Source organism: Actinomycetota bacterium (genome assembly GCA_019347575.1).
GTDB lineage: Bacteria > Actinomycetota > Nitriliruptoria > Nitriliruptorales > Nitriliruptoraceae > JAHWKY01.
On the sequence record JAHWKY010000014.1, the window covers coordinates 37,914 to 52,021 of the forward strand.

Below are 14,108 nucleotides of genomic sequence, written 5' to 3' on the forward strand. Positions count from 1 at the left end.
CAGGGGCCACGTGTTCCGTCGTCTCGCCGTGCTGGCTGCGCTCACCGGGCTGCTGTTGCCAGCCGCCCCAGCCCTCGCCGACCTCCCCGACGGGACCACGCATCCACGCGCGTTCCCGTCAGCGCGAACCCTTCGCGCCTCACCAGCCTGACGGAAACCCGCATCCACGCGCGTTCCCGTCGCGCGGCTCGATCGCTCGCCTACCAGCGGGCGTCGAGCAGGGACTCGACGGCGTCGACCACGCGGACCGGCTGCGTCCGGATCGCGAGGTGATCCGCGTCAAGAGCCGACCGAGGCCAGCTCCGCGCACCCGCCTCAGCGAACTCGGCGTCGTACGCGTCGCTGAGCTTCAGGTAGCTACAGCGACCGCGTGACCAGCCATCGGGCACGGGAACCGCCTCGTCGTAGAACGACCGCGGCAGCGAGGCCATGTCCGCCGCGATCTCAGCTCGGTCGAGCGGATCGGGTATCAACTCCTCCACGACCTGCTCCGGCCACCACTCCAGCCAGGGTCGCAAGCGACCGTCCACGGTCTGCTCATCGAGCTGCCGACGCATCGCCGGCGGCGTCTCGTGGACCCCAGCACCGGGAGGGAGTACCGCGTCGACGAACACCATGTGGGCGTCCGAGACGCGATCGGCGATCTCCGGCAGGAACGCGCCTGCACCCGAGTGGCCGACCACGGCGGTCGGCCCGGTCAGTGAGGCGGCACCTGCAACGGCCACCTCGACGAACGCCTCCCACTGCGGAGGCGGTGACGACGCCACGACCGTGAGGTCGGGGAGGGCGACGTCGAAGCCTCGGGCCCCCAGGACCTCGGCGGCCAACGCCCAGGACGAGGGCCCCACCAGGGGGCTGTGGACCAGGACCACGGACATCGCCATCGCAAGGAGCAGGCTAGGGGGTAGCGTCAGCCGCGACCGTGACCCGGAGGCTCGGCCGGAGCCTGTCCGGGCTGGGGACCGGCAGGCACGTCGTCGGGGATGTGCTCGTCAGCCTGGTCCGGCGCGCGGTCCTCGGGCTCGGTCAGCCCCTCGCCGGAGCCCTCGGGTGCGTCGTCCGGCCGGTCGCCCGCGGTCTCGCGCTTGGTCTCCGCGGTCGTACGCCCCTCGTCGGCTCGATCGGGCAGGTCGCTGCTGCGGCCGTCCGACGCCTCGTCGGCGACCTCGCGCCCCTCGACGCCGGGTTCACCGTCGCTCTGACCGGTCGCGTCCTCCGCGACCTCCTGACCGAGGTCGGCCTCGAGTGCCGGAGCTCGATCCTCGTCGCCGGCACTGCCGGGGCCGCCCCGACGCTCGACGGCTTCGCGCGCGGTGTCGCTGGCGCTCGACGGCAGCTCGAAGGGCGTCACCGTCCCCACGACGCCCGCGACGGCGTCCTGGACCGGGGCGGGGAGCACGCCAGCGGCGCCCGCACCGGTGGTGGCGGCGGCCGCCACGGCGGCGCCGAGACCGAGCTTCACGAACAGCCCGAAGGCGGCGAACCGGGTTGCCAGCGTGCGCACCAGCCGGCGCCCGCGTGCGGTGCGCGACGGATCGGCGGTGGTGAGGGCGTAGCTCGGCCTCACCGGGTCGAGTCCGTCGGAGAAGATCTCAGAGAGCGCGTCAGACGGGCACTGCGGCGTGCCAGCGACGGCGCGATGCAGCGCGGAGACGAAGTCGGCCAGCTCGTACAGATCGGCGTCGTCGGGGCGCCCTCCGGCCAGGAGCCGGCCGATCGTTGCGTCGGAGAGGCGCTGGCGGCGTCTACGCACTGGTGAGCTGCACTGGCGAACTCCTCGTGTCACCTACGTCATCGCCGTGAGAGCTCAGAGGGTTACGCCCCGTGCGGCGAGGATCTGCTTGACGCGCAGGAGCCCGCGACGCTGCAGCTGCTTGACCGCCCCGGGGCGCTTGCCGATCGTGTCCGCCGTCTCGTCGACCGTGAGGCCGCCGACGATCCGCAGGAGCAACACGTCACGCTGGGTGGAGGGGAGGTCGGCGAGGAGTTCCCCGACCTGCTCCTGACGCAGCTTGTGCACCACGTCGTCCTCGGTCGTCTCACCGGTGGGGACGTCGGTGCCCGGTTCGAGCTCGGTCGTGGACGGACGGCGGGACCAGTAGCGGCGTTCATCGAGCAGGCGTCGGTGCGCGATCGTGAACACCCACGACCGGAACTGCTGCTCGGTCCCCTCGAAGGAGCCCAGACCACGGAAGACGGCCAGGAAGGTCTCGGACGCCACGTCATCGGGCTCGCGCGCACCCTGTAGGCGCAGGTAGCCGGTCACGGTCGGGGCGAGGTGCTCGTACAGCCGCTCGAACGCCCACCCCGCCCCGGCCTGGGCGGCGGCGAGCACGTCGTCGAAAGCCTCCAGGCTCACCCCTGGGGGCGTGCGTCGAGCCGCTCCAGGATGGCGTCGCACACCCTCGCCAGGTCCGCGACGTCGCCGTCGTCCAGGCCATCGAACACGAACCCACGCACCGCCTCCGCGTGGCCGGGAGCTGTGGCGACGACCTTGTCCCAGCCCGCTTCCGTCAGGACCGCGTAGCTCGCGCGTGCGTCGTGCTCGCACGGCTCCCGGGCGACCCAACCGCGCTTCTCCAGGCGGGTCACCACGTGGGACAGTCGGGAGAGCGACGCGTTCGCCTGGGCCGCGAGATCGCTCAGCTGCAGCCGGCGCTCCGGTGCCTCGCTCAGCAACGCCATCACCCAGTACTCGAAGTGGCTCACGTCCGCGTCCTGCTGGAGTTGGCGCTCGAGCTCGGACGGCAGCTTGAGCACGACCGCCGCCAGTCGGCGCCACGCGTGCTGCTCAGGGTCCGTCAACCAGCGTGGCTCCTCCATGGCGCTCAACCTACCTCTTGACGATTCAACCGTTCTCCCCGACCGGCGACCACTGATACTTGACACATCAACCAACCCCCGGGTAGCTTACTTGAAGCATCAACCGAACGCTACCGATCCGAGAGGACCTAGAATGACGACCACCACGACCTCCCCGACATTGACCGGCACCTACGAGCTCGATCCGACGCACACGCGCATCGGGTTCGTGGCGCGTCATGCGATGGTGACCAAGGTGCGCGGCTCGTTCAACGAGTTCAGCGGTTCCGGCTACTTCGACGCGGACGACCCCACCCGCTCCCACGTCGAGGTCACGATCACGGCTGCGAGCATCGACACGCGCAACGCCGACCGCGACGCACACCTGCGCAGCAACGACTTCCTCGACATGGCCAACCACCCCGAGATCCACTTCGTCTCGAGCTCGGTGGAGCAGCTCGACGACGACACGTACCGTGTGGTCGGCGACCTCACGATCAAGGGCGTCACCAAGCCGGTCACGATCGACTTCGACCACGAAGGCAATGCCGTGGACCCCTACGGCAACCTGCGTCTGGGCTTCGAGGGCCGGACGACGATCAACCGCAAGGACTGGGGCGTGAACTGGAACGCCGCGCTCGAGGCCGGCGGCGTGCTCGTCAGCGAGAAGGTCACGCTCGAGTTCGAGGTCTCGGCGATCCGCACCGACAGCTGAACCCACGCCGGGGCCGGGCGCGCCGCCCGGCCCCACGAGGAGGGAGTCCGATGACGTTCTCACCCGTGCGACTCAACCACGCCGTGCTCTTCGTCGCCGACCTCGACCGATCACTGCGCTTCTACACCGACACCTTCGGCATGGAGGTCGTCGCCCGCGAGCCGCGTGCGAACGCGGCGTTCCTCCGTCTGCCGCGCTCCGACAACCACCACGACCTCGGGCTGTTCGGCGTCGGCACCATCGGGGGACCGCGACGGCGTGGCGCCATCGGCCTGTACCACCTCGCCTGGCAGCTCGATACCGTCGACGAACTCGCTGACGCGTACCGGACCCTGCGGGAAGTCGGCGCGTACACCGGCGCCTCCAACCACGGCGCCACGCTGAGCGTCTACGGGGCGGACCCCGACGGCATCGAGTTCGAGATCATGTGGATGCTGCCCCGGGATCAGTGGGGCGCCTACGAGAACGCCGCACCGATCGAGCCGCTCGATCTCGATCGCGAGCTAGAGCGCTGGTCGGGCGTCAGCACTGCGCTGCGGCCAGCGTCGAGCGGTCAGTAGTCTCGGACGATCGGGAAGAGCCGGTCGGGTAGCAGATGCGGTTCCGAGCCGGTGAGGCAGCCCAACACGATCGCGAAGGTGTTGACGAAGGTCAGATCGTCGGGCACGTCGAGGTCACGGCACGCCTCGGGCAGCCGGATGGCGCTGAACGCGGAGAAGAACATCTCGCCGTCGAGCAGCACGCGACCGGACGTCTCGGTGCTGAACCCCAGCCGGGGCCCGTGGTCGCCCGTGATGATGATCACGGGGTCGGCATCGACCTCGAGGATGCGCCGGACGGTGGCGTCGAGGCGGTCGAACAGGCACGTCACGGCATCCCGGTACCCCGGCCCCTCGCCCCAGGCCGCGAACACGGGAGCGACATCGCGCAGCCCGCAGGCCGCATCCCGGTAGTAGGGCGGGTGCGGGTTGATCAGGTGGATGAAGGCGAAGTACGGCGAGGGCGGAGCTCGGTCGAGCACCGCCCGCGTCACCTCGACCGGATCGTTGGACCGCGCGATGCTCGCACTCGCTTCCTCATCGACGATCAGCTCGATCAACGGCGTCTGTGTGGCGAGGGCCCACTCGGTGTCGCTCAGCGGACCGTGGTCGCCGATGCACACGTCCTCGAGGCCAGCACACCGGCTGCCTGTCCACAACCCGGGGTACGCGTGCACGTACCCGTACCCGTTGGCGCGCAGCGTCGCGACCGTGCGGTTGTCCCCCTGTAGGCGCTCGAAGAACGGTCCGGCGCCGGGTTCCTCGACGCCGTCGTACAGGTACTCCATGTCCAGCGCCGACGCGACCGCGAGGTGCGTGAACGGGTAGTTGCTCCTGGCCTGCTCCTGCACGTGGAAGCCCCGCTCCTCCAGCGAGCCGACGAAGCCGTCGGTCTCCACCCCCACCTGACGCAGGAACGGGGGACCCGCCAGCCCGTCGAGCACGAACCAGTAGACGTTGGGGTGGGGCTCGAACGCCGCGTCGGCGGACTCGCGCACGATCGTCTCCTCAGCGGCAGCCGTTGGAGCGGCGCTCAGGAGCTGCACGAGCGGCAGGAGCAGGAGCGCCGGCGCCCAGATCGCGAGGAAGAGCTGCGCCTTCTCCCTGCGCAGCAAGGGGATCGCGAGCGCGATGATGACCGCAGCGACCAGCAGCCACCACTGCAGTCCCGTCAAGGGCGCCCCGACGCGATCGCGGACGTCGACGACGGCCGGGTAGTTGAAGAAGAGGAACAGCGCCACACCCAGCACGGCACCGATCCACCGTGCGGCGCCACGGCTCCGCCACGCCACGAGGGCGACCACCGCCAGTCCCGCGGCGACGGTGATCGCCCACCACCAGAGGACGAACGCGAGATCGAGACCCTCCCCGACGTTGGCGGCGATCAGCGACAGGTAGGGCAGGCTCCCGAGCGCGGCCACGACGAGGACGGCCGGCCAGATCCGCCCGACTCGTCCCTCGGCTGTCTCGTCCACCGCATCCCCTCGTCGGTCGGCGCCAGAAGGTACCCACCACCGCCACCGCCACCGCGCCGAGCCGCCCTGGTCAGGAGACGCTAAGCTCAACCATCATCGACTCAATATATGTTGAGAGGTTGTGGAAAGTGGCCGACCGCGAGACCCGAGCGCGACGACACCACGCGCTGGGCGACACGCACCGACTCGCCATCGTCGACGCGCTGCAGGTATCCGATCGGACGCCATCGGAGCTGCAACGACTGACGGCGCTGCCCTCGAACCTGCTGGCGTTCCACCTCGACGTGCTCGAGGAGGCCGCCCTGATCGCACGGCACGGATCCGAGGGCGACCGGCGCCGCCGGTACGTCACCCTGGACGGCGGCGTCCTGGCCGACCTCGTCGTGGTGCCGCCCTCCGGCCTCGGCGACATCGCAGACCCGGTCCTGTTCGTGTGCCGTCGCAACTCGGCGCGCTCACAGCTCGCGGCCGCGCTGTGGAGCGAACGCACCGGCCGCGTCGGCCTCTCGGCGGGTCTCGATCCGGCACCGCGCGTCCACCCTCACGCCGTCGAGGTGGCGCGACGTCACCGCCTCGATGTCCGCGGGGCCCGTCCGCGCGGCTACCCGGAGGTCGAGGTCGAACCGGGTCTCGTCGTGTCGGTGTGCGACCGGGCACGTGAGGCGGGCATCCCCTTCGACGCCCCCGTCCTGCACTGGTCGGTGCCCGATCCCACACGGGGTGGCCTGCGCGATTTCGAGACGGCCTACACCGTTCTCAGCCGGCGCATCGATCGGCTCGCGCAGGCGGTCGCTGCGTGAGTAGACGGGCGCTCACGCCGGCTCCTGACGTCGCTGAGTGCGTGGTCGTGCCGCACCAAGACGACCGCCCTCCGCTGCCGACCTCGGCCACGGGAGGATGACGATGTCCGAGCGACCCACCGTGCTGTTCCTGTGCGTGCACAACGCCGGCCGATCGCAGATGGCTGCGGCGTGGCTCCGCTACCTCGGCGGCGACCGCGTCGAGGTGCTCTCCGGCGGCTCCAGTCCCGGCGAGCGCGTCCACCCCGTCGCCGCCGAGGCGATGGCCGAGGTCGGCATCGACATCATGGCGGAGGAGCCGCAGCGCTGGACCGACGAGAAGCTGCACCGCGCGGACGTCATCGTCACGATGGGATGCGGCGACGAGTGCCCGTTCATCCCCGGCAAGCGCTACCTCGACTGGGAGCTCGACGACCCGGCTGGTCGGCCCGTGGAGGCCGTGCGACCGATCCGGGACGACATCGAGCGGCGGGTCCGTGCGCTGATGGCGGAGCTGGGCGTGACAGCCCGGCCAGCCTGATGCCCGATCGCGACGGGGAGCGGACGATGAGCCAGGGCAGGCACGAGCTCGCTCGCCGTCTCACGACGACCGACGCCGTGCTCATCGGGCTGGGCGCCATGGTCGGCGCTGGCGTCTTCGCCGCGCCCGGTCCCGCGGCGGAGGCCGCCGGGAGCTGGATGCTCGCCGGCCTCGCCCTGGCAGCGATCGTCGCCTACGCCAACGCGACGTCGTCGGCGCAGCTGGCGGCGCTCTACCCCGAGTCGGGCGGCACCTACGTCTACGCCCGTCAACGGCTCGGTCCCTACTGGGGCTTCCTCGCGGGATGGAGCTTCGTGATCGGCAAGACCGCCAGCCTCGCCGCCATGGCGCTGACGTTCGGGGCGTACGTGCACGCGGATCTCGCACGCCCCGTGGGCATCGGCGCGGTCCTGGCCCTCACCGCCGTCAACTACCGCGGGGTCGAGAAGACCGCCCGCCTCACGCGCATCATCGTCGCGATCGGCTTCGCCGCCCTCGCCACCGTCGTCGTCGCCTCGCTCGTAGGGGGGGACCCGGCGCTCAGCAAGCTCGACGGGGACGCACCGCGGGGTCTGTGGGGCGTGCTGCAGTCGGGGGGTCTGCTGTTCTTCGCGTTCGCGGGCTACGCCCGGATCGCCACGCTCGGCGAGGAGGTGCGCGATCCGGCGACCACGATCCCCCGAGCGATCCCCATCGCGTTGTGGCTCGTGGTCGCCACGTACGCGCTCGTGATCGGGGCGACGCTCGTGGCCGTGGGCGCGGGGACGATCGCCAACTCCCCCGCCCCGCTCGCGGACGCCGTCGAGGCCGGACGCTGGCGCACTCTCGCTCCCGTCGTGGGCGTGGGCGCGGCGGTCGCTGCGGGTGGTGTGCTGCTGTCGCTGTTGGCGGGCGTCAGCCGCACCGCGTTCTCGATGGCTCGCCGACGTGAGCTCCCCGGCTACCTCAACGCGGTGCACCCCCGCTACCGCACGCCCCACCGGGCGGAGGTGACCGCGGCCGTTGTCGTCTGCGCCATCGTCCTAGCCGCGGACCTGCGGGGCGCGATCGGCTTCAGCTCGTTCGCGGTCCTGACGTACTACGGCCTCGCGAACGCATCGGCGTGGACGCTCTCAACAGACGAGCGGCGGTGGCCACGCTGGCTCGCGGGTGTCGGCGTGGCGCTGTGCGCCCTGCTGGCCCTCACCCTGCCGCTGGTCGCGGTGATCGGTGGGCTCGTGCTGCTGGCTATCGGCTCGATCACCTGGTTCGCGACGGGCGGCCCGCGTCAGACGTCCTGAAGGGCCCCGCCGCGCAGCACCAGGCTCAGGACCAGCGACGCGGTGGCGGGGCGATCGTCATCGACGACAGCGAGCAGCCGGACCCCTCGCGCATCCCAGCGCTCGGGCGCCAAGCCCTCGATCTTGCAGGTCGCGTACGGCTCCGGCACCGCCGCGACGGTCGTGCGCTGCTCGTCCAGCAGCGCCAACACCGAGCCGGCGACGGGACCGTCGGCGACCGGATCGGGCGCGTCCTCGGCGGTGGCGGACACGCAGATGGCTCCGGTCGGCAGCGCGACCGCATCGGTGATGCCGAACGCGAGTCCGCCGACGCCGCCGAGGTCGTATGCCCGCACGTCGCCCAGCTCCACGTCCGCGGGATCGCGTGCGCCCCGGACCGCGGCGATGAGCGCACCCAGTTCCACGTCGACGCTGGCCGAGGGAACACCCGATCGCGCGTGTCCCCGCTGGTACCAACGCAGTCGCTCACCGACGACGCACGCGCCCTCGAGGTTGAGCGCCGCCGGCTCGATCTGCAGCGCCTGGCGGACGCGGCGGTAGAGCGGTGCGAGGTCGGCCGAGGTCGCGACGGGACCGTCCGAGCCGAGTTCGACGACGACGCCCCGGGTGCGTGGCGGCAACGAGCCGGACCCGAGCAGGAGCACGCCGCGGCCGCCCTCGATGGTGACCTCGCAGGCAGCCTCGAGGTCGGGCTTGAGGTGCTTGGTCGCCGACGCTTCGTCGAAGGTGTCGTGGCCCTCCACCGGCGGCAACAGCCGGACCCGCTCCACGCCACCGTGCTCCGGCGACCACCACGCGGCGTGGGTGGCGTCGTCCTGGACGACCAGCCATCCCGCGCCGAGACGGGCGACCGCCGAGGCCGCACGGACGGGATCGTCGGGACCGAAGCGCAGCGCGGTCACCCCGGTGACCTGCACGGACAGCGTCCCGTCGTGAGGCTCCTCGGGCACCGGTCCGGTCATCGTCTCTCGCGTGGCGGCTAGATGCCGTGGTTAGCATGCCGGGATGAGCGCGTGGCGACGACCCCTGGCCGTCTTCATCGGGGGGATAGCAGGCGGCGGGGCGCGGATCGGCCTCTCCGCGGCGTTCGCGGCTCCGAGCGGCATCCCGTGGGACACGCTCGTTGCCAACCTGAGCGGCGCGCTGCTCCTCGGGTACGTCCTGACGCGGCTACTGGCGGGGGCGCGTCGTACGACACTGACGGTGCCGCTCCTCTGTACTGGGGTGCTGGGCAGCTACACGACCTTCTCCGCCCTTTCGCTGGAGACCTGGATGCTGCTGCGAGGTGACCGACCTGCTCTCGGAGTGGGCTACGCCGTCGCGAGCGTGATACTGGGACTCGCCGCTGCGGCAGCCGGGATCCGGCTCGCGGAGCGGACGCCATGATCGTGCTCGCGGCCATCATCGCCGGCGGCGTCGGCTCCGCCGCCCGCTACGGGCTGGCTGGCACGGTGCAGCGCGGCGCACGCACGACCCGCCCGTGGGGTACGGCGGTCGTCAACCTCGCCGGTGCCCTCGTGCTGGGGCTACTGACCGGGCTGCACGCAGCGGGACACCTCCACGTCGATATCGTCACCGTCGTCGGGACGGGGTTCTGCGGCGGCTTCACCACCTTCTCGACGTGGATGGTGGAATCGGTTCTGCTCGGCGAGGAGGGCGGAGGGGCGGGGCGCGTTGGCGCCTTGCTGAACGTGGCGGGGATGCTGGTGCTGGGTGTCGGCGCAGCCGCGGTGGCGGCGGCGATCGCGTAGGAGGGAGCGACGTGGAGGACCTGGAGGATGGCGTCCTGCTGCGGATCTTCGTCGGCGAGGACGACGAGCACGAGGGCCGTCCGCTGTACGAGGCCATCGTGCTGGCGCTCCGCGAGCACGGCCTCGCCGGTGCCACGGTGTTCCGCGGCGTGATGGGCTTCGGTCGGTCGAGCGTGGTGCACACCTCGAAGGTGCTGCGACTCTCGGAGGACCTGCCGATCGTCATCGAGTGCGTCGACCGGCGCGCCACCGTCGAGCGTGTGTTGCCCGTGCTCGACGGGATGATCGAGGACGGGCTCGTGACGCTCGAAGCGGCCGACGTGCGCGTCTACCGCGGCCGCGAACCCGGCTGAAGCCGGTCCGGAGCCCGATCGTGCCGTGAGTCATCGCACGGGCGTCACAGCCGGTGGATCACGAGCTCGTGCGCGCGCTCGACGAACCGGGCGTAGGCGTGTGCTGCCTCAGCCAGGTGCGGTCCGGCGCCCCGCGCATGGTCGGGATCCATCCACACCTCGACGAGGACGACGTCGCGTCGCAGCGTCCGCTTCCACCGCCCCGCGGGTACACCATCGCTGACGACCACCCCCGTCGGAACGCCGAGCCGACCGCTCGAGCGCCCCGCGCCGACCTCCATCCCCCGCGTCGCCTGGAATCCCACGAACAGCTCGTCGTAGGTGGGCAGCAGGTGCACCCTCGTTCCTCCGGCGCGGCGCGATGTTGGCTCGGCCCACCAGTACCTCACGCCCTCGACGTCGCGGTGCTCGAGCGTGTCTTGCAGCTCCTCCAACGCCCCACGGATGTCGGTGAGGGTCAGGCTCGCCCACCAGCGCAGGTCCGCGTCGCTGGCGGGACCGTGTCCCTGGAGGTAGCGCCGGACCAGTTCGGTGACGGCGGCGTCTCGATCGCGTGAGGGGGTCCGCGGGGCGCGGTCGTCGACGAGCGCGTACGTGTGCTGGTTGCCCGATCGCGGCCCGCTGCAGACGACCCCGGTCAGCTCGGCGTGCATGAGCAGGTAGGGCAGGCGCTGCCCGTCGGGCTCGGTACCAGCGTCCTCGAGGATCTGACGCGCCTCGGACCGGGGCACCGCTCGACCACCACGCAAGGCAGCCGCGAGGGCCTCGCATCCCGTCTGCAAGACCGCGTCGTCGAGGCCGACCTGCCGGTACCGCGACCGGTTGTGGCCGATCACCCGTGGGCCGGTGAGGTCGAGCAGCCAGCGCAGATCGGCGGCGGTCACCAGGTGCCACGTGGGTCGCAGCACGTGGGTACGGACCAGCGTCGCGTCATCCAGAGCTCGATCGACTTCGGCGTCCGTCGAACCCCGCGTTCGCTGGGCGATCGACCACGTGCTGCCGGCGTACTCCTGGGCCTGGAGCGCGAGGAGGTGAGCCACGGCGTCACGCGGGCTCACCGCGCCGGGGCCCGTGAGCAGCTGGGTCGCCGTGCGCCAGCGCACGAGGTCACGAACGTCCACGCATCCGAGCCTACGCGGGCCGGTCGCAGCGACGGTTACGTTGCCCGAGGGCTACGAGGGGAGAGGCCGTGGGACGACGTGGCCTGGCGGTGTGGCTGGCGGCGTTCATGGTGCCGCTGGTGCTCCACGCCCCGCCCGCGGCTGCCGAGGTGCCGACGCCGACGGTCGAGGAGATCCCGTACGGGGTCGGGGTGTTCGGCCACCCGCTGTGGGATCCGTGGTTCGACATCGAGGCCTTCGGCTACGAGTCGCACGAGTACCTCGTGTCCGGGACGGCCACCGCCACCGGAGGGACGCAGACCGCTGACTACACGACCCGCATCATCGTGGTGCACCCGACGGACCCGGCGGACTTCTCGGGCACCGTGATGCTCGACTGGGTGAACGTGACCGCACAGTTCGAGAACGCCGTCAACTCGCTCACCTCGGTCCGCTACCTGCTGCGCGAGGGCTGGACGTGGGTGCACGTCAGCGCGCAGGCAGCGGGTGTGTGCTGCACACCGCTGACACCGAAGGTCTACGACCCCGTCCGCTACGAGGCGCTCGACCACCCCGGTGACGAGTACGCCAACGACATGTTCAGCCAGATCGCCAAGGTGTTCGAGGAACCAGGTCCGGTCGACCCACTCCGGGGCCTGCAGGCCGAAGTGATCCTGGCGGCCGGACAGTCGCAGAGCGCCAACCGCCTGACCGACTACGTGCAGACGAGGCAGCAGGCCGCGGGGATCATCGACGGGTTCCTGATCCAGGCCGAGGGCGACAAGGTCTACCCCGCCAACCCCGATGTCCCGGTGATCCACGTACTCGGCGAGCGCGAGGGGGACCCCGAGGAGCCCACCGAGTGGCCCAACTACGTCCTGTGGGAGGTCGCCGGCGCCGCACACGCGGATTCGTGGATCGGACGACAGCAGACCGAGGGGCAGCGGGATCGCCTCGGTAGTCGCGAACGCAAGTCGCGCGAGGAAGCCGAGGCGTTGTGGCAGTCGGCGGGCAACATGGGCGAGGAGGTGGATCCGCGTTCGACGGTGTGCATCGTCAACGGGGCGCTGTTCCCCACCCGGTTCGCGGTGAACGCCGCGCTCGACCACCTCGAACGCTGGGGGAGCGAGGGCATCCGTCCTCCGGTGCCGCCGCGGTACGAGTTCGAGGATGGGTCCGTGGCGCGGGACGCGGACCGCAACGCGCTCGGCGGGCTGCGACTCCCGCCGATCGACGTGCCGATCGCCCACTACGACTCCGCGGCCTGCAACCTCGGCGGCATCACGGTCCCGTTCGCCGAGGTGGATCTGATCCAGCGCTACGGCGACCACCAGAGCTACTACGACCGCTTCGCCGCAGCCACCACCCAGACCGTCGCCGCCGGGTACCTGCTGCCGACCGACGCCGAGGAGCTGCTCGCCCGCGCCTGCGCCGCACGACCGCGCTTCCTCGATACCAGCACCGAACCGTGCGCCGCGTCGGTCACCGACGGTGACCCACCGGATGGTCCCGCCCCGGCTCCGGATCCGCCGGCCTCGCCGCCACCTCCGTCCTCCCTCCCCACTACCGGTGGCGGAGTCGTCGCGCTCGCGCTGCTCCTGGCCGCGATGGGGTCGCGCCGGCGCTCGCGGTGAGAGCGATCGCGGACGGGAGGTCCGCGGGCACGGCGAGATCGATCAGCAGATGCGCGGTAGGGGATCGCCGACCAGCATGTCGATGATGCGGTGTCCCCCGAAGGTCGTGCGCCCCAGCACCCGACCCTCGGGTTCCTCGACCACCTCACCGATGATCGCGGCGTCCTCACCTGCCGGGTCGGAGCGCATCGCCTCGAGCCCGGCATCAGCGTGCTCGGGTGCGACGAACGCGACCAGCTTGCCCTCGTTGGCGACGTAAAGGGGATCGATGCCCAGGATCTCGCACGCCCCGGTGACGGCGGGACGGAGTGGGACCCTGGCCTCTTGGACCACGATCCCCGCCCCGGAGCTCAACGCGATCTCGTTCAGGACCGTCGCCACGCCGCCTCGGGTCGCGTCGCGCATGCAGTGCAGGCCGGCCCCGCAGGCGTCCATGACCTCCTCGGCGAGCGACCACAGCGGCTGCGTGTCGCTGCGGACGTCCGCGGAGATCTCGAGTTCCCCCCGAGCGAGCATGATGGCGACCCCGTGGTCGCCGATGGTCCCTGATACGAGGACCTGGTCGCCGGGTCGGACCAGCTGGGGCGCGAGCATCCGATCCCCCGCGACCAGCCCGACTCCGGTCGTGGTGATGTAGAGCCCGTCCGCCTTGCCGCGCTCGACGACCTTCGTGTCGCCGGTCACGATCGGCACGCCCGCCCGCTGTGCTGCGCCGGCCATGGCCTCGATCTCGTGCCGCAACGCGTCGGCACCGAGGCCCTCCTCGAGGATGAAGGCCGCCGACAGCCCGAGAGGGCGCGCCCCGACGACCGCGAGGTCGTTCACGGTCCCGTTGACGGCGAGCTCGCCGATCGAGCCGCCGGGGAACACGTGCGGCCGGACGACGAACGAGTCGGTCGAGACCGCGATCCGAGCGCCGTCGATGCCGAGCACCGCAGCGTCGCCGAGGGTGGCGAGCGCGGGGTTGTCGAGCATCGGCACGAACACGCCCTCGACGAGTTGGCGCGACGCCTTCCCACCGGCACCGTGGGACATGGTGATGTGCTCGTCGGTGAACCGGGGGCGGCGACGGCGCATGTCCTCGATGCGCTCGATCACCTCTTCCTCGGTGAACTGCTTGGGCACGGGACCTCCCCCGA

The 14,108-nt window shown here is 71.3% G+C and carries 17 protein-coding genes; 9 read left to right on the forward strand and 8 right to left on the reverse strand.

Features of this window, described 5'->3' with window-relative positions; genetic code table 11:
• Positions 1-200: 200 nt before the first annotated feature.
• Genes KY469_11225 through KY469_11240 form a run of 4 tightly spaced genes read right to left on the reverse strand, consistent with a single transcriptional unit; the run spans position 201 to position 2,823 of the window.
• Complete coding sequence (locus tag KY469_11225) at positions 201-878, reverse strand: alpha/beta hydrolase (protein MBW3663660.1); 678 nt, start codon at positions 876-878, stop codon at positions 201-203.
• A gap of 32 nt (positions 879-910) precedes the next feature.
• The gene (locus KY469_11230; protein MBW3663661.1) at positions 911-1,753 is read right to left on the reverse strand and encodes a hypothetical protein; all 843 of its coding nucleotides are present in this window, start codon (positions 1,751-1,753) and stop codon (positions 911-913) included.
• A gap of 54 nt (positions 1,754-1,807) precedes the next feature.
• Positions 1,808-2,359, reverse strand: coding sequence for an RNA polymerase sigma factor (locus KY469_11235; GenBank protein ID MBW3663662.1), 552 nt, complete (start codon positions 2,357-2,359; stop codon positions 1,808-1,810).
• Entirely contained in the window at positions 2,356-2,823 is a 468-nt protein-coding gene (locus KY469_11240) for a MarR family transcriptional regulator (GenBank protein ID MBW3663663.1), read from the reverse strand. The genes KY469_11235 and KY469_11240 overlap by 4 nt, the downstream gene beginning before the upstream one ends.
• A gap of 133 nt (positions 2,824-2,956) precedes the next feature.
• On the opposite strand from KY469_11240, the gene KY469_11245 reads away from it, so the two are divergent.
• Both KY469_11245 and KY469_11250 read left to right on the forward strand, forming a co-directional pair.
• Entirely contained in the window at positions 2,957-3,517 is a 561-nt protein-coding gene (locus KY469_11245) for a YceI family protein (GenBank protein MBW3663664.1), read from the forward strand.
• 50 nt (positions 3,518-3,567) lie between these two features.
• Positions 3,568-4,077 (forward strand): VOC family protein, encoded by a 510-nt coding sequence (locus tag KY469_11250; GenBank protein MBW3663665.1) that lies wholly within the window; start codon positions 3,568-3,570, stop codon positions 4,075-4,077.
• On the opposite strand, the gene KY469_11255 is transcribed toward KY469_11250, so the two are convergent.
• Positions 4,071-5,531, reverse strand: a complete 1,461-nt coding sequence (locus KY469_11255) for a hypothetical protein (protein ID MBW3663666.1) — start codon at positions 5,529-5,531, stop codon at positions 4,071-4,073. The two genes, KY469_11250 and KY469_11255, sit on opposite strands and share 7 nt — an antisense overlap.
• Positions 5,532-5,650: 119 nt before the next feature.
• On the opposite strand from KY469_11255, the gene KY469_11260 reads away from it, so the two are divergent.
• From KY469_11260 to KY469_11270, 3 genes are all read left to right on the forward strand, one after another.
• Positions 5,651-6,331: a helix-turn-helix domain-containing protein gene (locus tag KY469_11260; protein MBW3663667.1), complete on the forward strand. Its 681-nt coding sequence runs from the start codon at positions 5,651-5,653 to the stop codon at positions 6,329-6,331.
• Positions 6,332-6,434: 103 nt separating this feature from the next.
• Positions 6,435-6,851, forward strand: a complete 417-nt coding sequence (locus KY469_11265; GenBank protein ID MBW3663668.1) for an arsenate reductase ArsC — start codon at positions 6,435-6,437, stop codon at positions 6,849-6,851.
• Positions 6,852-6,877: 26 nt separating this feature from the next.
• The gene (locus tag KY469_11270; protein ID MBW3663669.1) at positions 6,878-8,131 is read left to right on the forward strand and encodes an APC family permease; all 1,254 of its coding nucleotides are present in this window, start codon (positions 6,878-6,880) and stop codon (positions 8,129-8,131) included.
• On the opposite strand, the gene KY469_11275 is transcribed toward KY469_11270, so the two are convergent.
• The gene (locus tag KY469_11275) at positions 8,119-9,054 is read right to left on the reverse strand and encodes a hypothetical protein (GenBank protein MBW3663670.1); all 936 of its coding nucleotides are present in this window, start codon (positions 9,052-9,054) and stop codon (positions 8,119-8,121) included. The genes KY469_11270 and KY469_11275 overlap by 13 nt on opposite strands.
• Positions 9,055-9,136: 82 nt before the next feature.
• Between KY469_11275 and KY469_11280 the strand changes: the two genes are divergently transcribed.
• The 3 genes from KY469_11280 to KY469_11290 are packed head-to-tail and all read left to right on the forward strand — an operon-like array spanning position 9,137 to position 10,235.
• A complete protein-coding gene (locus KY469_11280; protein ID MBW3663671.1) occupies positions 9,137-9,517 on the forward strand; it encodes a CrcB family protein in 381 nt (126 codons plus the stop codon).
• Positions 9,514-9,882, forward strand: coding sequence for a CrcB family protein (locus KY469_11285; protein MBW3663672.1), 369 nt, complete (start codon positions 9,514-9,516; stop codon positions 9,880-9,882). Before KY469_11280 ends, KY469_11285 begins: the two co-directional genes overlap by 4 nt.
• Positions 9,883-9,893: 11 nt before the next feature.
• A complete protein-coding gene (locus KY469_11290) occupies positions 9,894-10,235 on the forward strand; it encodes a DUF190 domain-containing protein (protein ID MBW3663673.1) in 342 nt (113 codons plus the stop codon).
• Between the two features lie 44 nt (positions 10,236-10,279).
• Here the strand turns inward: KY469_11290 and KY469_11295 are convergent, their stop codons facing one another.
• Positions 10,280-11,356 carry a winged helix DNA-binding domain-containing protein gene (locus KY469_11295; protein ID MBW3663674.1) on the reverse strand — a complete coding sequence of 359 codons (1,077 nt, stop codon included), beginning with the start codon at positions 11,354-11,356 and terminating at the stop codon, positions 10,280-10,282.
• A 68-nt stretch (positions 11,357-11,424) separates the two neighbouring features.
• Between KY469_11295 and KY469_11300 the strand changes: the two genes are divergently transcribed.
• Positions 11,425-12,969 carry a hypothetical protein gene (locus tag KY469_11300; protein ID MBW3663675.1) on the forward strand — a complete coding sequence of 515 codons (1,545 nt, stop codon included), beginning with the start codon at positions 11,425-11,427 and terminating at the stop codon, positions 12,967-12,969.
• 42 nt (positions 12,970-13,011) lie between these two features.
• Here the strand turns inward: KY469_11300 and hypE are convergent, their stop codons facing one another.
• Positions 13,012-14,046 (reverse strand): hydrogenase expression/formation protein HypE, encoded by a 1,035-nt coding sequence (hypE, locus tag KY469_11305; GenBank protein ID MBW3663676.1) that lies wholly within the window; start codon positions 14,044-14,046, stop codon positions 13,012-13,014.
• Positions 14,047-14,108 lie beyond the last annotated feature (62 nt).